General features: G+C 54.7%; 29 protein-coding genes. 2 read left to right on the top strand and 27 right to left on the bottom strand.

Annotated elements, in window-relative coordinates; all coding sequences use genetic code 11:
- Positions 1–278: 278 nt before the first annotated feature.
- A complete protein-coding gene (locus AC6I6H_RS14780) occupies positions 279–497 on the bottom strand; it encodes a hypothetical protein (RefSeq protein WP_497954663.1) in 219 nt (72 codons plus the stop codon).
- Positions 498–722: 225 nt separating this feature from the next.
- On the opposite strand from AC6I6H_RS14780, the gene pdaB reads away from it, so the two are divergent.
- Together pdaB and gerD are read left to right on the top strand one after the other, a co-directional pair.
- Complete coding sequence (gene pdaB / locus AC6I6H_RS14785) at positions 723–1601, top strand: polysaccharide deacetylase family sporulation protein PdaB (protein WP_497954664.1); 879 nt, start codon at positions 723–725, stop codon at positions 1599–1601.
- A gap of 163 nt (positions 1602–1764) precedes the next feature.
- Positions 1765–2484 carry a spore germination lipoprotein GerD gene (gerD, locus tag AC6I6H_RS14790; protein ID WP_497954665.1) on the top strand — a complete coding sequence of 240 codons (720 nt, stop codon included), beginning with the start codon at positions 1765–1767 and terminating at the stop codon, positions 2482–2484.
- Between the two features lie 84 nt (positions 2485–2568).
- Here the strand turns inward: gerD and salA are convergent, their stop codons facing one another.
- The 26 genes from salA to rplX form a co-directional block, all read right to left on the bottom strand.
- The gene (gene salA, locus AC6I6H_RS14795; RefSeq protein WP_497954666.1) at positions 2569–3681 is read right to left on the bottom strand and encodes an iron-sulfur carrier protein/transcriptional regulator SalA; all 1113 of its coding nucleotides are present in this window, start codon (positions 3679–3681) and stop codon (positions 2569–2571) included.
- 117 nt (positions 3682–3798) lie between these two features.
- The gene (gene cwlD, locus AC6I6H_RS14800) at positions 3799–4632 is read right to left on the bottom strand and encodes an N-acetylmuramoyl-L-alanine amidase CwlD (RefSeq protein WP_497954667.1); all 834 of its coding nucleotides are present in this window, start codon (positions 4630–4632) and stop codon (positions 3799–3801) included.
- 94 nt (positions 4633–4726) lie between these two features.
- Entirely contained in the window at positions 4727–5902 is a 1176-nt protein-coding gene (gene sat, locus AC6I6H_RS14805; RefSeq protein WP_497954668.1) for a sulfate adenylyltransferase, read from the bottom strand.
- 28 nt (positions 5903–5930) lie between these two features.
- The gene (locus AC6I6H_RS14810; protein ID WP_497954669.1) at positions 5931–6623 is read right to left on the bottom strand and encodes a phosphoadenylyl-sulfate reductase; all 693 of its coding nucleotides are present in this window, start codon (positions 6621–6623) and stop codon (positions 5931–5933) included.
- Between the two features lie 301 nt (positions 6624–6924).
- Positions 6925–7317, bottom strand: a complete 393-nt coding sequence (rpsI, locus tag AC6I6H_RS14815; protein ID WP_497954670.1) for a 30S ribosomal protein S9 — start codon at positions 7315–7317, stop codon at positions 6925–6927.
- A gap of 18 nt (positions 7318–7335) precedes the next feature.
- Positions 7336–7773: a 50S ribosomal protein L13 gene (gene rplM, locus AC6I6H_RS14820; protein ID WP_497954671.1), complete on the bottom strand. Its 438-nt coding sequence runs from the start codon at positions 7771–7773 to the stop codon at positions 7336–7338.
- Positions 7774–7918: 145 nt separating this feature from the next.
- The gene (gene truA, locus AC6I6H_RS14825) at positions 7919–8692 is read right to left on the bottom strand and encodes a tRNA pseudouridine(38-40) synthase TruA (protein ID WP_497954672.1); all 774 of its coding nucleotides are present in this window, start codon (positions 8690–8692) and stop codon (positions 7919–7921) included.
- A 141-nt stretch (positions 8693–8833) separates the two neighbouring features.
- Positions 8834–9196: a 50S ribosomal protein L17 gene (gene rplQ, locus AC6I6H_RS14830; protein WP_497954673.1), complete on the bottom strand. Its 363-nt coding sequence runs from the start codon at positions 9194–9196 to the stop codon at positions 8834–8836.
- A 29-nt stretch (positions 9197–9225) separates the two neighbouring features.
- Positions 9226–10170, bottom strand: a complete 945-nt coding sequence (locus tag AC6I6H_RS14835) for a DNA-directed RNA polymerase subunit alpha (RefSeq protein WP_497954674.1) — start codon at positions 10168–10170, stop codon at positions 9226–9228.
- Positions 10171–10295: 125 nt separating this feature from the next.
- Positions 10296–10694, bottom strand: coding sequence for a 30S ribosomal protein S11 (rpsK, locus tag AC6I6H_RS14840; RefSeq protein WP_497954675.1), 399 nt, complete (start codon positions 10692–10694; stop codon positions 10296–10298).
- Positions 10695–10712: 18 nt separating this feature from the next.
- Complete coding sequence (gene rpsM / locus AC6I6H_RS14845) at positions 10713–11081, bottom strand: 30S ribosomal protein S13 (RefSeq protein ID WP_497954676.1); 369 nt, start codon at positions 11079–11081, stop codon at positions 10713–10715.
- 19 nt (positions 11082–11100) lie between these two features.
- Positions 11101–11214, bottom strand: coding sequence for a 50S ribosomal protein L36 (rpmJ, locus tag AC6I6H_RS14850; protein WP_023388342.1), 114 nt, complete (start codon positions 11212–11214; stop codon positions 11101–11103).
- A 31-nt stretch (positions 11215–11245) separates the two neighbouring features.
- Positions 11246–11464, bottom strand: a complete 219-nt coding sequence (gene infA, locus AC6I6H_RS14855; protein WP_023558720.1) for a translation initiation factor IF-1 — start codon at positions 11462–11464, stop codon at positions 11246–11248.
- Positions 11465–11466: 2 nt separating this feature from the next.
- Entirely contained in the window at positions 11467–11769 is a 303-nt protein-coding gene (locus AC6I6H_RS14860; RefSeq protein ID WP_497954678.1) for a hypothetical protein, read from the bottom strand.
- A gap of 4 nt (positions 11770–11773) precedes the next feature.
- Positions 11774–12526, bottom strand: coding sequence for a type I methionyl aminopeptidase (map, locus tag AC6I6H_RS14865; protein ID WP_497954679.1), 753 nt, complete (start codon positions 12524–12526; stop codon positions 11774–11776).
- Positions 12523–13176, bottom strand: coding sequence for an adenylate kinase (locus tag AC6I6H_RS14870; RefSeq protein WP_497954680.1), 654 nt, complete (start codon positions 13174–13176; stop codon positions 12523–12525). The genes map and AC6I6H_RS14870 overlap by 4 nt, the downstream gene beginning before the upstream one ends.
- 44 nt (positions 13177–13220) lie before the next feature.
- Entirely contained in the window at positions 13221–14525 is a 1305-nt protein-coding gene (secY, locus tag AC6I6H_RS14875; RefSeq protein WP_497954681.1) for a preprotein translocase subunit SecY, read from the bottom strand.
- Positions 14525–14965, bottom strand: a complete 441-nt coding sequence (rplO, locus tag AC6I6H_RS14880) for a 50S ribosomal protein L15 (protein ID WP_497954682.1) — start codon at positions 14963–14965, stop codon at positions 14525–14527. Before rplO ends, secY begins: the two co-directional genes overlap by 1 nt.
- Before the next feature lie 53 nt (positions 14966–15018).
- Positions 15019–15207, bottom strand: coding sequence for a 50S ribosomal protein L30 (rpmD, locus tag AC6I6H_RS14885; RefSeq protein ID WP_497954683.1), 189 nt, complete (start codon positions 15205–15207; stop codon positions 15019–15021).
- 13 nt (positions 15208–15220) lie between these two features.
- Positions 15221–15718, bottom strand: a complete 498-nt coding sequence (gene rpsE, locus AC6I6H_RS14890) for a 30S ribosomal protein S5 (RefSeq protein ID WP_497954684.1) — start codon at positions 15716–15718, stop codon at positions 15221–15223.
- 29 nt (positions 15719–15747) lie between these two features.
- A complete protein-coding gene (rplR, locus tag AC6I6H_RS14895) occupies positions 15748–16113 on the bottom strand; it encodes a 50S ribosomal protein L18 (RefSeq protein WP_497954685.1) in 366 nt (121 codons plus the stop codon).
- Positions 16114–16150: 37 nt separating this feature from the next.
- Positions 16151–16693, bottom strand: coding sequence for a 50S ribosomal protein L6 (rplF, locus tag AC6I6H_RS14900; protein WP_497954686.1), 543 nt, complete (start codon positions 16691–16693; stop codon positions 16151–16153).
- Positions 16694–16724: 31 nt separating this feature from the next.
- Positions 16725–17123, bottom strand: a complete 399-nt coding sequence (gene rpsH / locus AC6I6H_RS14905) for a 30S ribosomal protein S8 (RefSeq protein ID WP_497954687.1) — start codon at positions 17121–17123, stop codon at positions 16725–16727.
- 31 nt (positions 17124–17154) lie between these two features.
- A complete protein-coding gene (locus AC6I6H_RS14910; RefSeq protein WP_497954688.1) occupies positions 17155–17340 on the bottom strand; it encodes a type Z 30S ribosomal protein S14 in 186 nt (61 codons plus the stop codon).
- Between the two features lie 25 nt (positions 17341–17365).
- Complete coding sequence (gene rplE / locus AC6I6H_RS14915; RefSeq protein ID WP_497954690.1) at positions 17366–17908, bottom strand: 50S ribosomal protein L5; 543 nt, start codon at positions 17906–17908, stop codon at positions 17366–17368.
- 29 nt (positions 17909–17937) lie between these two features.
- Complete coding sequence (gene rplX / locus AC6I6H_RS14920) at positions 17938–18291, bottom strand: 50S ribosomal protein L24 (RefSeq protein ID WP_497954692.1); 354 nt, start codon at positions 18289–18291, stop codon at positions 17938–17940.
- Between the last annotated feature and the right edge of the window lie 27 nt (positions 18292–18318).

Below are 18318 nucleotides of genomic sequence, written 5' to 3' on the forward strand. Positions count from 1 at the left end.
TCCGAAAAGTTGATGCTTTGCTCATTGCTTAAACACTTGCGTGTTATTTTGTTGCTTATTCACTCGTTGTTCAGTTTTCAAAGGGCTGGTGCGTTTGTCAAGGTTTTTCACAACCTCAACAGCGACTTTTATACTATATCATAACCGGCCACCCATTTGCAAGCTTTTTTATCAACTTTTTTGAGGACCGCTGCCGGCTTCCTTCGAACACCGAAAGAGCGGCGAGAAATAATGTACCACACCTCTCCGCTCCGAGTCAACCTTTTTCGAAAATTGTTTCAGGGCTTTGCTTTATTGCGCGCATAGCGCGTAATTTCGCTTGGCGAGGCCAACCTGGCGTACATCCGGAATACGACCCGGTATCGCTTGTCTATGGCTTGCCGGATCTCGGGGTTCAAGTGGTCGTCCTTCAGGTCGTAGATCATTTCGTCCAGTTCTTTGCGGAGCATGTAATCCAACTCCAGGCATTCTTTTTCCGTAAACAGAAAACCGAGCATAACCCGATTTGGCCCCTTCCCAACCGAAAGATAACGGCAACGGCCGGCCGCTTTATAGTTATGCTCCATTTCGGAAGAATTTATGACAAGCTCAACCGGGCTCGTCATAACTTCCCGTGACGGGCATACATTGGTACAAACCTGATCCGGATTTTTTCGCCGGGCGGGGCGGGATGTTGCATGATTCGACCGGGGGGACCGGAACTCAAGGAGGTTGAACAATCGGTGAACGGATTTTATGTCTTTAACGGGAAAAAGCTAAAGCAATTGCTCGTCATGGCGGTAACGCTGCTGTTTGCCGGAGGAATCATTTATGCCGAAAAGGAGAATTTGACGGTATTCGCCGACAAACAGCCCTCCGCCGTTTTCAATGCAAATACAGATAAGAAAGTGATTGCGCTGACCTTTGATATCAGTTGGGGTGACAAGCAAGCCGAGCCGATCATGAAAACCTTGAAGCAAAACGGCGTGGAACACGCGACGTTTTTTCTTTCCTCGCCCTGGAGCAAAGCGCATCCAGAAACGGTGAAAGCCATTGCCGACGCCGGTTACGAAATCGGCAGCCACGGCCACAAGCACCTCAACTACACCACCCTCAACGAAACGGACATCCTGGACCAATTGCAAACCGCTCACAAAATTCTTTCCGAGCTCTTGCCCAGGGAGCCTCGCTTGCTCCGGCTCCCCAACGGAGACTTTGACAAACGTGTGCTGCAAGCAGCAAGCAAACTGGGGTATACCGTTATTCAGTGGGATACGGATGCCCAGGACTGGCTGGAACGCAGCACTGCCGAGAGCATCGCCAACCGCGTGATTACCAAGGCGCATCCCGGCGATATTGTTCTTCTCCATGCAAGCGACGCCGCCAAACATACCGCCGAAGCGCTGCCGTCCATTATCAAAACGTTAAAAGCCAAAGGCTACGATTTTGTATCCGTCGGTCAATTGATTGAGCCGGCCGGTATTCGCGGGGAAGAAGTGGGCGATCAGGGCGCCGGAGGATCGTCCCCTTCCGCTCCCGAACCCAGCCTCTCCCCCGCTCCGGTCTCGCCTTCCCCCGGCAAGGCTTCCGCCAAGCCCGGCGGCGGCGCTTCGGGCGAATAAACAACAACGCCCCGGCTTCCCCCGTTCTCTTCAGCCCGCCCCAAGCGGGCTTTTCCATGTTTTTAAGTCCCATTGTTCTCAGAAAAAAGCGCGCTTCTCTCTTCATAAACGGCCGGATGGGGCAGATAATAAGGACACCAATCCGAGGGAAGGAGAGCCGATCATGACGAGGCGCATGAGCAAAATAACCGCGGCGGCGCTGACGCTAATGCTGGCTTCGGCCTGCGGCGCGGCCCAATCCGGCGAGCAGTCCAGCGGGCCCGACTATAAAGAAACAAAAGCCATGGTCATCGATATTCTGAAAAGCGAAGAAGCGGCTAAAGCGATTCAGGAAGGGGCAAGCAGCAGCCGAAGCAGCAAAATGTCCCCCGCAGCGCTCAATACCGAAGAAGGCATGCAGATGCAGATGTTCGTCAAGCAGACGCTTACCGGCTCCGAGGGAGTCCGGATGCTGCAGCAGACCTTTTCCGATCCCATGTTTGCGGCCGATTTCGCAAAAGCACTGCAGATGCAAAACACGCAGATCCAAAAGGATCTCATGAAGGACCCGACTTATCAAAAACAGCTGGTCCAGGTAATGAAGGACCCCGAGTATACCAAACTGGTGGAAAACACCTTGAAAGGCCAGCAATTCCGGCTCACGATGATGGATGTCGTGAAGGAATCGCTGCAAAGCCCGCTTTTCCGCGCCGAGCTTGTGGAGCTGATGGCCCAGGCCATCAAGCAGGAAACGAAGCCGAAGCCGGTTGAAGAATTGAAAGCAACCCAGGAAGGCCAGCAAGGACAACAGGGCCAGCAGGAAAAAGGCGGGGGAGGAGAAAAAAAAGGCGGCGAAGGGAGCGGGGGCGAAAGCAGCGGAGACGGAGCGGGCGGCGGACAGTAAAATCGCAGGCGGCAATCGGGTAAACAAAAAAGGACGAAGCGCCCTGACACGCTTCGTTCCTTTTGCATTTTGGCACAGCGTTCATTATTTCCCCAGCTTCTCCAACAGCCGCTCGGCCATTTGGGTATACAACCGTCCCGTCTCCGAATTTTCCGTGTACACGGACGGCGAGTAATCGGGGTCGGCAGGCAGCCGGTCGGGCTGTCCGAGGGGAACCTGGCCCAGAAGCTCGGTATGCAGCTCGCCGGCCAGCTTTGCGCCTCCGCCTCTGCCAAAAACGTATTCCTTCTCCCCCAGGCGATTTTCGTAATAGGCCATGTTCTCCACGACGCCGAGTATTTCATGCCCCGTTCTTTCCGCCATGGCCCCCGCTCTTGCGGCGACAAAAGCTGCCGTGGCATGCGGAGTCGTCACAATGATTTCTTTGCTTTCGGGGATCATTTGATGTACATCAAGCGCGATATCTCCGGTGCCGGGAGGCAGGTCCAGCAACAAAACGTCCAGTTCCCCCCATTCCGCTTCTTCAAAAAAGTTGTGCAGCATCTTGCCAAGCATCGGACCGCGCCAGATAATCGGGGCGTTCTCCTGCACGAAAAAACCCATCGACATCACTTTGACCCCGTATCGCTCAACCGGAATTATTTTGTCATCCCGCACTTCCGGCCTCTCTTCAATGCCCATCATGTTGGGCACGCTGAAGCCGTAAATATCCGCATCGACGATGCCGACCCGTTTCCCCAAACGGGCGAGAGCGGCAGCAAGATTGACCGTCACGGTCGATTTACCGACGCCTCCTTTTCCGCTGGCCACCGCAATGAATGCCGTCCCGGAGCCGGGTGACAATAGCCCTTTTTTTAACGGCGTCCGTCCCGCGGCTTCATTGGAGGAGGGAGCATCCGCTGTTTCGGCCGAACCGGAGCTTAGGCCAACGCTTGCCAGCCGCTCCTTTTCCGGCTCCGTCGGTTTTCGGAAACGAACATGAAGCTCCCCCGGCTCGAGGGGACGGAGTATTTCTTCCATGGTCTGGCGGAACCGCTCCTGCTCCCTATCGTCATCCAGGGCCCATATGTAAGTCAGCGCCAAGTGTCCTTCCTTGATCATGATGTCCCGAATGAGGCCAAGCTCTGCAGCTGAACGCCCAAACGCCGGGTCTGAAAGCGTTGACAGCGCTTCCAGCACCTCTTCTCTCGTCACCATAAAAGCACCCGCCTTGTCCATAAATGGAGTCCTTACGAGAAAAGTATAGCATACGGGCATTCAAATCCGAAACGCGGGGAACTCCCGCTTCGGCCCCGGAGCATCGATGAACGGCTGCTAAGATTCCTTATCCGACGCGGGGTCTTTTGTGCTTCCGGTCGGCTCCGCCTGCGGAGTTGCACCGATGTCAGGCGCACTTCCGGGCGGCTTCTCGCCGGACGCGTATCGTAAAATCCCTTGGTATACGGAAGCTGCCAGCATTTGCTGATAGGAAGGCTGGCTGAGCAGCCGTGCTTCTTCCGGATTGGAAAGAAAACCAACTTCGACGAGTGCACTAGGAATTTTAATGGCTTTCAGCAGATAAACAGTTTTGTCGATCGGTTTAGCGATACGGTTCGTATTTTCCAGGTTACGCTTTAATTCTTCCTGAATGAACGAGGCCAGTCCGGCGTTATCCGGATGATTTCCGCTATAGAACGTTTGCGCCCCGGCCCAGCGGGGCGAAGGAATGCTGTTCAAATGGACGCTGACCAGGATGTCGGTCTTCTTGTCGGTAATAAACTGGACGCGTTTCACCAGGTCCTCCCGCTTTCGTTTGCTGTACCCTTTGGTCCCCTCTCCCGCCAGGTCCACGTCCGTTTCCCGCGTCATGGCGACAACCGCGCCCGCCTGCTGCAAGTAGTCCCGGAGGTACAGCGAAATGGCCAGTGTGACGTCTTTCTCCACCAGCCCCTCGCGGCTGACCGCCCCTCCGTCCGGCCCGCCGTGACCGGCATCAATCGCAATCACCTTGCCCGACAAAGGAAGCTTCCAGCGCGAGCCGGTATGCGAGGAGGGCAGCTGGTACCCGAACACGATTACCAGGATCAGGGCCAGAGCCAAAACACCGGCCAACTTCAAGCGTCCGGAAAGCGTGGTCCAAATGACAATCCGCTTGCGAAAGATGCGCATAAAAAATCCACCTCATCCCATAGACTCCATTCATCTATATGGGACAAGGCGGATCGTTATGACAAGAGCTTGCTCCCGAAAAGGAGACGGGCCGCTATGCTTTTGCAGCCTCCACTTGCATCCCGTCGATCAGCACCTGCGCAACCTCCGGGCGGGTAAATTCCTTCGGCGGGCATTCTCCGTCCCGAAGCAGCGCCCTTACCTTCGTTCCGGATAGGTGCATGTGATGCGACTTGTCATGCGGGCATGTCTTGCTGGAGGCCATGCTGCCGCAAGTCGTGCAGTAGAAGCTGTGCTCGAAAAAGAGAGGCGTGATGCCCAGTTCCTCCGGCGTGAAATTCCGGAAAATCTCCTGCGCTTCGTAGGTTCCATAGTAATCGCCTACCCCGGCATGATCGCGTCCGACGATAAAATGCGTGCAGCCGTAGTTTTTTCGGACCATCGCATGGAAAATGGCTTCACGCGGCCCCGCATAACGCATCGCCGCCGGGAAAACGCCGAGAAAAACGCGATCTTTGGGGTAATAGTTTTCCAGCAGCACGAGATAGCTCTTCATGCGGACTTCGGCGGGGATGTCGTCCGACTTTGTTTCCCCCACCAGGGGGTTGAGGAAAAGACCGTCCACGATCTCCATGGCGCTTTTCTGAATGTACTCATGCGCACGGTGAACGGGGTTTCGGGTCTGAAACCCGACCACGGTTTTCCAACCCTTTTCGGCAAAAAGGGCACGGGTTTCCTTCGGATCGAAATAGAATTCCCCGAACCTCTCGGGCCGCTTCCGGTTGACGACCCAAACCGGCCCTCCCGCATAGAGGGAAGAACGCGAAAACAGCTTTTTGACGCCCGGATGATCCGTATCCTCCGTTTTGAAGACGCGAAGCGCCTCGGTGCGCTGGTCGGCTTCATACAGGCTTGTGAGCTCCATAACGGCATATACGGTGTTGTCACGGGCTCCACGGAGTGCGATCCGCTGCCCGACGCGCAGCTTAACGGCCTCCTCGGCCGTTACCGGCAGGGTGATGGGAATGCTCCAGACGGTCCCGTCCGCAAGCCTCATCCGCTCGACGACGGACCGGTAGTCCGCTTCCTGCAAAAATCCGGTAAGCGGGGAGAAGGCCCCTACGGCGATCAAATCCAAATCGGAGACGGTCCAGTCGTCTACCTGCACCGAAGTCAACTCCTCGGCTTCCTTCAGAAGCCGGCTCCGTTCTTCCCCTTCCTCAAGCCGGTTGATCAATGTGCCTCCATGAGCCTGGATTGCTGCCGCCATATTGCGGTCCTCCGTTTCGTTCGTGAATTTATTTATGAAGGCCGCATTCGGTCTTCTCAAAACCGGCCCAGCGGCCGGCACGCGGGTCTTCCCCGGCAAGGACCGGACGGGTGCATATCTCGCAGCCGATGCTTGGAAAGTTTTGATCATGCAGCGGGTTGTAAGCAAGCCCGTGCTCGCGAATGTATGCCCATACCTGCTCCGACGTCCAGTCCGCCAGCGGATTAAACTTGACGAGGCCGAATTTGGTGTCGTATTCCACTTTTTTCGAGTTTGCGCGGGTCGGCGCCTGATCGCGGCGAATGCCGGTAATCCATGCGTCATAACGGGAGAGAATGTCGCTGAGCGGATCGACCTTGCGGATGCGGCAGCAAAGGTTGGGGTCGCTGGACCAGAGCTCCGCTCCATGGAGATCGGCTTGCTCCTCCAAGGTTAGCTTGGGCAGCACCTGAACGAATTTCTTGCCGTAGCGTTCCTCCAAACGATCGCGGGTCTCATAGGTTTCGGCAAAGTGAAGCTGGGTGTCGAGGTAAAATACATCCGCCCCCGGCTCAACCTTGTGCAGCAGATCCACCAGCACCACATCCTCGGCTCCGAAGCTGCAGGCCAGCGTCAAATTCGGAAACTCTTCCAGGGCCGCTCGGATAACCTGTTCTGCCGTGGCGGATTCCAGCTCTTCAGCTGCCCGCTGAATCCATGCTTCCTTTTCCAACAAGTTCATAATGGCCTCCCGTTTTTCATACTATTCCTATTGGATTTAAACTTTTTCCTCATTATAGTTTTTTTGTCGCAAACATTCAACCTTTTTCCGTTGCGTTTGCCTATATTAGGGTATTGTTTTTCGGCTAAAGTGTGAACAACTTCTAGAATGAAATAAAGCCCCGCTCCGGGACCGAAATAGAACATCGTATGTCTTTGTTTCCGTTAACCGATCTGGACGGACCATCACGCCCAGCATGGAAAAAAAGCAAAGAGCCATACCCGTTGCCGGGTATGGCTCTTGATGTCCGAAAAAATTCGGATTAACGTTTCGAGAACTGAGGCGCGCGACGAGCGGCCTTCAAGCCGTATTTCTTCCGTTCCTTCATCCGCGGGTCGCGGGTCAGGAATCCGGCTTTCTTCAGGGAACCGCGGTATTCCGGGTCCACTTTCAGAAGAGCGCGGGAAATGCCGTGACGGATGGCGCCGGCTTGGCCGGAGATTCCGCCGCCGTGCGCGATGACGAGAACGTCGTAGTTGTTCAGCGTTTCCGTCAGCGTCAGCGGTTGTTTAACGATCAGCTTCAGCGTTTCCAGGCCGAAGTAGTCGTCCAGGCTGCGCTTATTGATTACGATTCGTCCTTCACCCGGAACGAGACGCACGCGTGCGACCGAGTGTTTGCGACGACCGGTTCCATAGTATTGAACTTGTGCCATGAAACTGTCCTCCCTTTATTATCCGCGAAGTTCCCAAACTTCAGGTTTTTGTGCTGCGTGCGGATGCTCGGCGCCCGCATATACTTTCAGCTTCGTCTTCATGCTGTTGCCAAGACGGGTCTTGGGGAGCATACCGTGTACCGCCAATTCGATCATGCGTTCCGGTTTATTGTTCAGCATGTCTTGAGCAGACGTTACTTTCAAACCGCCCGGATAGAGAGAGTGACGGTAGTACATTTTCTTTTGAAGTTTTTTGCCGGTCAGAACGACCTTGCTGGCATTGATGATGATGACAAAGTCCCCGGTGTCCACGTTCGGAGTAAACTCCGGTTTGTGTTTGCCGCGGATCAAGCTTGCCGCTTCACTGGCCATACGTCCCAATGTTTTGCCTTCAGCATCGATAATGTACCATTTGCGCTCAACTTCATTCGGTTTCGCCATATATGTGGTACTCATTTGCGTATCCTCCTAAACTTCGTAAAGATCCGTTAAACAAAACCTGTTCATTGTTAAAGTAGAGCGGCATCACAACTCGGGGCCGTGGGTAGCCAGTTGAAACACCAACAATTATCTTACTATAACACGAATCAATTGGCAAGACTTAATTCACATTTTCGTATTCGACACTCCACAGGGTCAGCCCGTGCGGCTCGGCGGTAGGGCCCGCCAGCATTCGATTTCTCCCCTCCAGAATCAAAGGGATCTCTTCCGGAGTCCGTTTCCCTTCCCCGACTTGAAGCACCGTGCCGGCGATAATGCGGACCATGTTGTACAAAAAGCCGCTGCCGGTCACATAGATGTGGATCACACCTGCGGCATCATCCTCCGGATCGTCGATCCGTTCATGGACAAGCCGGGTCTCGAAGATGGTGCGCACGTGTGAACCTACCGCCGTCCGCAAGGACGTAAACGATGTAAAATCGTGCTGCCCCTGAAAATAAGCCAATGCTTTTTTCATTGCTTCGATGTCGAGCGCGGACGGATGGTGCACCCAGGTGGTCCGATGAAACACGTCGTGAAATTTGGCCCGCAGAATGCTGTACCGGTAGGTTTTCTTTTTGACCGAGCGCCAAACATGAAAATCCATCGGGACCTCTCTCGCCGTCCTCACGACAATGTCCTTCGGCAGCCGGGAATTGAGCGCCAGGCACCACCGTTCGAGCGGAATGCGCGATTCCGTCTCGAAGCTGATTACCTGGCCCCGGGCGTGAACGCCCGCATCGGTGCGGCCGGAGCCGTTTACCTTCACCGTCTCCCCGGTCAGGACACGAATGGATGCCTCCAGTTTGTCCTGAATGGTATTTCCGTCCGGTTGGGTCTGAAACCCGTTATAACCGGTTCCGTCGTAACTCACCGTCATGGCGATCTTACGCATGAGCGATGCACCTCACTGCTAGCCTGCCTGGCGGATCGAAGTCGCCGCGAATAAAGAAAAGAGCCCGGAGGGTCTCTTTACTATTCAAAAAAGGGCTTGAGCAGAACCATACGGTTCTGTCCACCCTTTTCCGTCATTCTCTTAAGCCCGATCCACCAGTTCCAAGTAAACCATAGGCGCAGCGTCGCCGCGACGGGGGCCCAGCTTGAGGATGCGCGTGTATCCGCCTTGACGCTCGGCGTAGCGAGTCGCCAGTTCGGAGAACAGCTTTTGAATCGCGTCCTGGTCGCCTGCCGATTCACGGCGGACATAAGCGGCCACTTGACGGCGGGCGTGCAGATCGCCGCGCTTGGCGAGCGTGATCATTTTTTCGGCGATGGAACGGACTTCCTTGGCTTTCGCCTCGGTCGTTTGGATGCGTTCCTGTATAAACAAGTCGGTTACCAGGTCACGGAACAAAGCCTTCCGGGCGCTGGAATCACGACCTAACTTCTGGTATGCCATGAGGTTCCCTCCTCCTTATGCGTATTGAATTACTCTTCGCTGCGCAGGCCGAGGCCCAGCTCTTCGAGTTTTTCCTGAACTTCCTCCAGGGATTTGCGTCCCAGGTTCCGAACCTTCATCATGTCTTCTTCGGTTTTGGTGATAAGCTCCTGCACCGTGTTGATGCCGGCCCGCTTCAGACAGTTGTAGGAACGGACGGAAAGGTCCAGTTCTTCGATGGTCATTTCGAGGACTTTTTCCTTCTTGTCCTCTTCCTTTTCCACCATGATTTCGGCATCCTTCGCTTCGTCGGTCAAGCCGACAAAAAGGAAGAGGTGCTCGGTCAAAATCTTGGCTCCGAGGCTTACCGCTTCTTCCGGACGAATGCTGCCGTCGGTCCAAACCTCAAGCGTGAGCTTGTCATAGTTCGTGACCTGCCCGACGCGGGTGTTCTCGACCGTGTAGTTGACGCGGGTGATCGGCGTGTAAATCGAATCGATCGGGATAACGCCGATCGGCTGATCTTCGCGCTTGTTCTTGTCCGCTTGGACGTATCCGCGGCCTCTGTTGGCGTGGATTCTCATGTGCACGCGTGCATCCGGGGAAAGCGTTGCGATATGAAGGTCTGGGTTCAAAATCTCCACGTCGCTGTCGGCCCGGATATCTCCCGCGGTAACACGTCCTTCGCCTTCGGCGTCAATCTCCAGGATCTTCTCTTCATCGGAATGAATCTTCAGAGAGAGGCCTTTGAGATTCAGGATAATTTCCGTCACGTCTTCCATGACGCCCGGAATCGTGGAGAACTCGTGGAGCACTCCATCGATTTGCACGGACGAAACGGCGGCACCCGGCAACGAAGAAAGCAGGATCCGGCGCAAGGAGTTGCCCAGCGTCGTTCCGTATCCCCGCTCGAGAGGCTCCACGACAAACTTGCCGTAGTTGCCTTCTTCGTTTACGGTCACGGTCTCTATTTTCGGCTTTTCGATTTCTATCATAAAACTGAACCCTCCTTCGAAACGTCGTTTCCTCGGGTTTTTAGATGGATAATAACCTGGTAGTATGCCTATCCTTCACCATCATTATTCACATGTTCGGGATATTTATACTACCCAAGCGATCCTTACACGCGGCGACGTTTTGGCGGGCGGCAGCCGTTGTGGGGAACGGGAGTGACGTCCTTAATGAGGTTAACTTCCAAGCCGGCGGCTTGCAGGGAACGGATGGCGGCTTCGCGGCCGGATCCCGGTCCTTTAACCATAACCTCGACGGTTTTCATACCATGCTCCATGGCGGCTTTCGCAGCGGATTCCGCAGCCATTTGAGCGGCGAAAGGCGTGCTCTTCCGGGAACCCTTGAAGCCCAGGTTGCCGGAGCTGGCCCACGAGATCGCGTTTCCGTGCGGATCCGTGATCGTCACGATGGTGTTGTTAAACGTCGAGCGAATGTGTGCTACGCCAGACTCAATGTTTTTCCGGTCGCGGCGTTTCGTACGTGCAATTTTAGCTTTCGGTTTTGCCATTAGTGATGTCCCCCCTTATTATTTCTTCTTGTTCGCTACAGTGCGGCGCGGACCTTTGCGGGTACGGGCGTTGGTTTTCGTGCGTTGACCGCGAACGGGCAGGCCGCGACGGTGGCGGATTCCGCGATAGGAACCGATTTCGATCAGGCGCTTGATGTTCAGCGAGATTTCGCGGCGCAGGTCGCCTTCTACTTTCACATTCTTGTCGATAGCGTCACGCAAACGGCTGACTTCGTCTTCCGTAAGGTCGCGTACACGGGTATCCGGGTTTACTTCGGTCATGGAGAGAATCTTTTGAGCCGTCGTGTTGCCGATACCGAAAATGTACGTCAGGGCGATAACTACACGCTTGTCGCGGGGTAAGTCAACTCCAGCTATACGAGCCATTCAGGGATGCACCTCCTTGTTATCCTTGTTTTTGTTTGTGTTTCGGGTTTTCGCAAATGACCATGACGTTGCCTTTGCGTTTGATGACTTTGCATTTTTCGCAAATCGGCTTGACCGAAGGTCTCACTTTCATGGGTATTCCTCCTCATTCAAAAGCTCTTCAGTTATTTATAGCGATAGGTGATCCGGCCGCGGGTCAGATCATAAGGCGATAACTCCACCGTCACCTTGTCGCCCGGCAGAATACGGATGAAGTGCATCCGGATCTTTCCGGAGACATGGGCCAGAATTTTGTGCCCGTTCTCAAGCTCTACCCGAAACATGGCGTTCGGCAAAGGCTCGATGACGGTTCCTTCCACTTCGATCACATCATCTTTGGCCACTGTCATTCTCCTCTCTCTTGCGCTTCCAGCTGCTCTTGGTTCTCCCGGTAACGATTCAGGGCGAACCTCAGCTTTCCATTGGTAACACGTCCCGTTTCGTGCAAACTGTCCGCCACTTCGCGGCTTACCTCATCGAGAAAAGCCAAGTGGAGGACGTTCTTTTTCTTGGGCTGGTCAAACTTGCGTTTGTCCCCGTCCGCGATCAGAACGAACCGAGAATCGACGATTCCGACGACGACGGCATGCTTGCCATAATCGCGCCCCCGAAGGTTGCGTACGATTTGGCCCGGTTGCGGTTCCTTCATTCGCTCACTCCCCAACTTTCGTCAGGATTTCGTAACCATCCTCCGTAATGGCGATGGTGTGTTCGAAATGGGCGCACAGGGAACCGTCCACGGTTACCACCGTCCAGTTGTCCGCAAGCGTCCGCACGTAGCGCTCGCCTGCGTTGACCATCGGCTCAATGGCCAGCGTCATCCCCGGCTTCAGGCGCGGTCCCCGATCCGCCGGTCCATAGTTGGGTATCTGCGGCTCTTCGTGAAGCTTCGCTCCGATTCCGTGCCCGACATACTCCCGAACAATGGAAAAGCCTTCGCGCTCCGCACAGGTCTGCACCGCATGGGAGATGGTGAAAAGCCGGGCGTCCGGCTTCGCTTCAGCCAATCCCGCGTACAAAGAGCGCTCGGTGACCTCCAGGAGCTTCCGGGCCAGCGGAGAAATCTCCCCGACTCCGTACGTCCAGGCGGAATCGCCGTGATAGCCTTTGTACTGCGCCCCGATGTCGATGCTGATGATGTCGCCGTCATTTAACTTCCGGTCGCCGGGAAAGCCGTGTACCAATTCTTCGTTGACTGAAGCGCATATGCTGGCAGGAAAACCGTTATAGCCTTTAAATGAAGGTACCGCTCCCCGACTCCGTATGAAGTCTTCCGCGATCCGATCCAGCTCTTTGGTCGTAATGCCGGGCTTGATCGCTTGGGAGAGGAGCCGGTGGGTTTCGGCCACTATGCGCCCCGCTTCCCGCATCAAGTCCAGTTCTGCCGCCGATTTGCAGATAATCATTCGGAGAAACCCCGCAGGATCGATCGAATGTCTTCTGTCACCAAGTCGATATCCTGCTCGCCGTTTACCTGCCGCAGAAGTCCTTTGGCCCGGTAATAGTCGAGAAGCGGAGCCGTTTTGTTGATGTACTCGTCGAGACGGGTTCCGACCTTCTCTTCCGTATCGTCGGAGCGCTGATAAAGCTCGCCGCCGCACTTGTCGCAAATTCCTTCCGCTTGCGGCGGATTGAACAGAACATGATAGGTGGCTCCGCAGGATTTGCAGATCCGGCGGCCGGTGAGACGGGCAAGAAGCAAGTGGCGGTCAACCAGCAGGTCGATCACGCATTCGATTCTGCGGCCCATCGTCTCCATGATTCCATCAAGCGCTTCGGCTTGCGAGATCGTACGGGGGAAACCGTCCAAGAGAAAGCCTTTTTCGCAGTCTTTCTCCTGCAGCCTTTCCCGGACGATTCCGATCGTGATTTCATCGGGTACAAGCAGCCCCTGGTCCACGTAGCTTTTGGCTTCGAGCCCAAGCGGCGTCTGCTGCTTCATGGCCGCCCGGAAAGCGTCCCCGGTGGAAATGTGCGGAATGCCGTAATGGTCGACAATCCGTTCCGCCTGGGTTCCTTTGCCCGCTCCCGGCGGTCCCATAAAAATGATGTTCACTGTTGGCCACCTCCCGTAGAGAATCAGCAAGGACCGAGAGACGGTTACTTGTTGATAAATCCTTTATAGTGGCGTTTGATCAATTGGCTTTCGATTTGCTTCATCGTTTCGAGGGCGACCCCGATCAGAATCAGCAAGGACGTTCCGCCAATTTTCAGACTTTGCGGCAAGCCGACCGCATCCGTAAAGATGAGCGGCAGCACGGAGATCAAAGAAAGGAACAAAGCGCCGGCCAGAGTCAGTCTGGTCATAACCCGGGTGAGATAAACCTGGGTCGTCTTGCCCGGGCGGATGCCCGGAATGTAGCCGCCGTTCTTCTTCATCTGTTCCGCCATTTGCTGCGGGTTCATTTGAACGAAGGTGTAGAAGAACGTAAAGCCGATGATCAGCAGGACATACAGGGTGATCCCAAGCCCCGCCGCGTGGTTGATGGTGATGTTGTTCTGGATCCATTGGGCCCAAGCCTTGTCGTTAAAGAACTGGGCGATGGTAGCCGGGAACATCAGCAGGGATACGGCGAAGATGACGGGAATAACGCCTGCGGCGTTGACTTTCATCGGGATGTGCGTGGATTGACCGCCGTACATTTTCCGACCGACAACGCGCTTGGCATACTGCACCGGAATCTTCCGGATGCCTTGCTGAACATAGATGACGCCGGCGATGATGGCCACGATGACAATCAGCAGCACGACGACTTTTACGATGTTCAGGAACAGGGCATCGCCTGCGTCCTGGAACATTTGTTCATACAGCTGGCGGACCCCGGTGGGGATAGCGGCGACGATCCCGGCAAAGATGATGATCGAGATGCCGTTGCCGATTCCCTTCTCGGTGATTTGTTCGCCCAGCCACATGAGAAACGCCGTACCCGCGGTGAGTACGACCGCAATCAACATGTACGTGGTAAAGCCCGGATTGATGACGACACCGGGAGTCAGGTTGTTAAACCCGACGGCATAACCAAAGCCCTGGATCAACCCAAGCACGATCGTGCCGTACCGGGTGACCTGGGTCATCTTTTTGCGTCCGGACTCTCCTTGTTTGGCCCATTCCGCAAACTTCGGAATGACATCCATCGAGAGGAGCTGAACGATAATCGAAGCCGTGATATAGGGCATGATCCCCATGGCAAACACGGAGAAGCGGAAGAGTGCTCCGCCCGAAAAAGTGTTCATCAAGCCGAATACGCTGGTGCTTTGGTCATCCATCATCTGCAGGACATCCTGATTAATGTTAGGCGAAGGGATGAAATTGCCGATCCGGTAGACAATCAAACAGAGAAGAGTAAAAATGATCCTTTTGCGAAGATCTTCTACCTTCATAATGTTGGATAATGTTTTAAACATTAAATCACCTCGGATTGACCGCCGGCAGATTGGATTTTTTCAACCGCAGACGCGGAAAACTTATTCGCCTTGACCGTAAGTTTTACTGTCAATTCACCGTTGCCCAGGACTTTAATGCCGTCCTTCGGGTTCTTCACGATGCCGGTTTGCACCAGCAGCTCCGGCGTCACTTCCGTGTCAGCCGCGAACGCGTTCAGATCGTCGAGATTAATAACCGCATATTCCTTGCGGTTGACGTTCTTGAAACCGCGCTTCGGAAGACGACGGTACAACGGGTTTTGTCCGCCTTCAAAGCCAGGACGAACGCCGCCGCCGGAACGGGCTTTTTGCCCTTTGTGACCTTTACCGGCCGTTTTTCCCGTGCCGCTGCCGATACCCCGTCCCACACGTTTCCGTTCGTGGGTGGAGCCCGGTGCAGGAGTCAGTTCATGAATTTTCATCGCTCAAGCACCTCCTTGTATCTCTGTTCGCATTTCGTTGTTAGGGTTCAAGCTTACGCTTCGATTTCTTTTACTTCAACCAGGTGGCTCACTTGCTTGACCATACCGCGGATAGACGGATTGTCTTGTTGAATAACGGTTTGGTTGGTTTTGGTGAGTCCGAGCGTCTTCACAGTGACGCGCTGCTTCTCCGGACGACCGATCAAGCTGCGCACGAGGGTGATTTCCAGTTGCTTCGCCACTCTATACCCCTCCTTAACCCATTAACTCTTCTACGGTTTTGCCGCGCAGTTTGGCTACTTCTTCCGCACGTTTCAGACGGCCGAGGCCTTCCAAAGTGGCGCTAACCATGTTGATCGAGTTGGACGATCCGAGCGACTTCGTCAGAATGTCGCCTACGCCAGCCAGCTCAAGAACCGCACGAACCGGTCCGCCGGCGATAACACCCGTACCTTCGGAAGCGGGCTTCAGCAGAACGCGTCCTGCTCCGAAACGGCCCGTTACCAGGTGAGGGATCGTAGTTCCGACGATCGGAACGTGGATCAGGTTTTTCTTGGCGTCTTCAATGCCTTTTTTGATCGCGTCGCCAACTTCGGACGCTTTGCCGATGCCGGCGCCTACCCAGCCGTTGCCGTCGCCGACGACGACCAGTGCGCTGAAGCTGAAGCGGCGTCCGCCTTTAACAACCTTTGCGACACGGTTAATATGGACGGTTTTGTCTTTCAGATCTAATGTATTGGGATCTACACGCAAGTCTTTTCCCTCCTTATTGGCAAAATGGATCAGAATTCGAGGCCGGCTTCGCGGGCCGCATCGGCCAGCGCTTGAACGCGGCCATGATAGAGGTATCCTCCGCGGTCAAATACGACTTTTTCGATTCCGTTTTCTTTGGCGCGTTGGGCTACCAGTGCACCGACTTGTTTCGCAGCGTCAACGTTGCCGCCGTTGCCGACTTCAGCCAGCGCCTTGTCTTGCGTCGAGGCGGAAACCAGCGTTTTGCCGGTTACGTCGTCGATGATCTGGGCGTACATATGCTTGGAAGAACGGTAGATGCTGAGCCGCGGCCGTTCGGTCGTTCCCTGAATTTTCTTGCGGACACGCAGGTGCCGCTTCAAACGGGCTTTGTTCTTGTCGCCTTTGCTGATCATGGGAATGGTTCACTCCTTTCAACTGATGCTTAAGAGCTTACTTCTTCTTACCGGCCTTGCCTTCCTTGCGGATGATGCGTTCGCCTTCATATTTGATTCCTTTGCCTTTGTACGGCTCGGGTTCGCGTACGGAGCGGACTTTCGCGGCGGTAGCGCCGACCAGTTCCTTGTCGATGCCGCGAACAATGATTTTGTTCGTAGCGGGAACCTCGAATTCGATTCCTTCTTCCGGCGTAATTTCGACCGGGTGGGAGTAGCCCACGTTCAGAACCAGCTTGTTGCCGTTCTTGTTGGCGCGGTAACCGACGCCGACAAGCTCCAGGTTCTTGCTGAATCCTTCCGTAACGCCGCTCACCATATTTGCAACCACGCTCCGGGTCGTTCCGTGCAGGGAGCGGTGCAGTTTGTTGTCGGAAGGACGCTCAACGTTGATGACGTTCTCTTCCAGACTGACTTTCATGTCTTTATGAAGCGCGCGGGTCAGCGTTCCTTTCGGCCCTTTCACCGTAACCACGGTGTTGTCGAGCGTGACGGTAACTCCGCTGGGAACCGCGATGGGTTTACGACCAATACGAGACATGTTTACACCTCCATTCGTTCACGTTGTCCGATTACCAAACGTAGCAGAGAACTTCTCCGCCCGCTTTGGATTGACGGGCTTCTTTATCCGTCATGACGCCTTTGGACGTCGAAATGATCGCGATTCCGAGACCGCCGAGTACGCGCGGCACCTCTTGGCTTTTCGTGTATACGCGCAGTCCCGGTTTGCTGATGCGTTTCAGGCCGGAAATGACACGTTCGTTGTTGGAACCGTATTTCAGGAACAGGCGGATGATGCCGTGCTTGTTGTCCTGAACGTATTCCGCGTCACGGATGAACCCTTCTTTTTTGAGGATCTCCGCGATCTCGCGCTTGATTTTGGAAGCGGGGATTTCTACGGTCTCGTGACGGACGATATTTGCATTGCGAATGCGCGTAAGCATATCGGCAATAGGATCAGACATTACCATGTAGCGAACCTCCTTCCCGATGGCGGGGTGATTACCAGCTGGCCTTGCGAACGCCAGGAATCTGGCCTTTGTATGCTAACTCACGGAAACAAATCCGGCAGATCTTGAACTTGCGCAGTACGGAGTGAGGACGACCGCAGCGCTCGCAGCGGGTGTAAGCTTGCACTTTGAATTTCGGAGCGCGTTGTTGCTTTACCTTCATTGAGGTTTTTGCCACTTTGATTCCACCTCCTGAGTGGGAATTACTTTACGAACGGCATGCCCAGTTGGGTCAGCAGCTCGCGGGACTCTTCGTCCGTTTTGGCGGTTGTGACGATAACGACGTCCATGCCGCGGATTTTGTCGATTTTGTCATATTCGATTTCCGGGAAGATCAGCTGTTCTTTCAGACCCAGCGTGTAGTTTCCGCGGCCGTCAAAGGCCTTCGAGGAAACGCCGCGGAAGTCGCGGACACGGGGAAGGGCGACGTTGAACAGTTTGTCCAGGAAGTGATACATACGCTCGCCGCGCAGCGTTACTTTCACGCCGATCGGCATGCCTTCGCGGAGCTTGAAGCCGGCGATGGATTTCTTCGCACGCGTGATGACCGGTTTTTGACCGGCGATCAGCTGCAGGTCTTCCACAGCGGAGTCAAGCACCTTGGAGTTGGCAACCGCTTCGCCTACGCCCATGTTGATGACCACTTTTTCCAGCTTCGGAACCTGCATGACGCTTGTATAGTTGAACTTCTGCATCAGAGCAGGAGTGATTTCGTTCAAGAACCGATCTTTCATTCTTGCAGTCATGTTACATTGTCCTCCTTTCCGCAATCTTCTTAATCGATAACTTCTCCGGAACGCTTGGCAACGCGCACTTTCGTCCCGTTATCCAGCACTTTGTAGCCTACGCGGGTCGGCTTTCCGCTTTTCGGGTCAGCCAGCATGACGTTGGATACATGGATCGGGGCTTCCTGCGTGACGATGCCGCCTTGCGGGTTCTTTTGGGAGGGCTTGGCGTGCTTCTTCACCATGTTGACCCCTTCGACAAGAACGCGGTTTTCGCGGGGGAACGCTGCAAGAACGCGGCCTTTTTTACCTTTATCCTTGCCCGTGATGACGAATACCGTATCATCCTTCTTCACGTGCAGCTTATTGTTATGGGACTCGAGTTTTTTCTTCGTGTTCGGCATATTCGGTTACACCTCCTGATTGGCGGA

This window comes from Gorillibacterium sp. sgz306347, assembly GCF_059735245.1.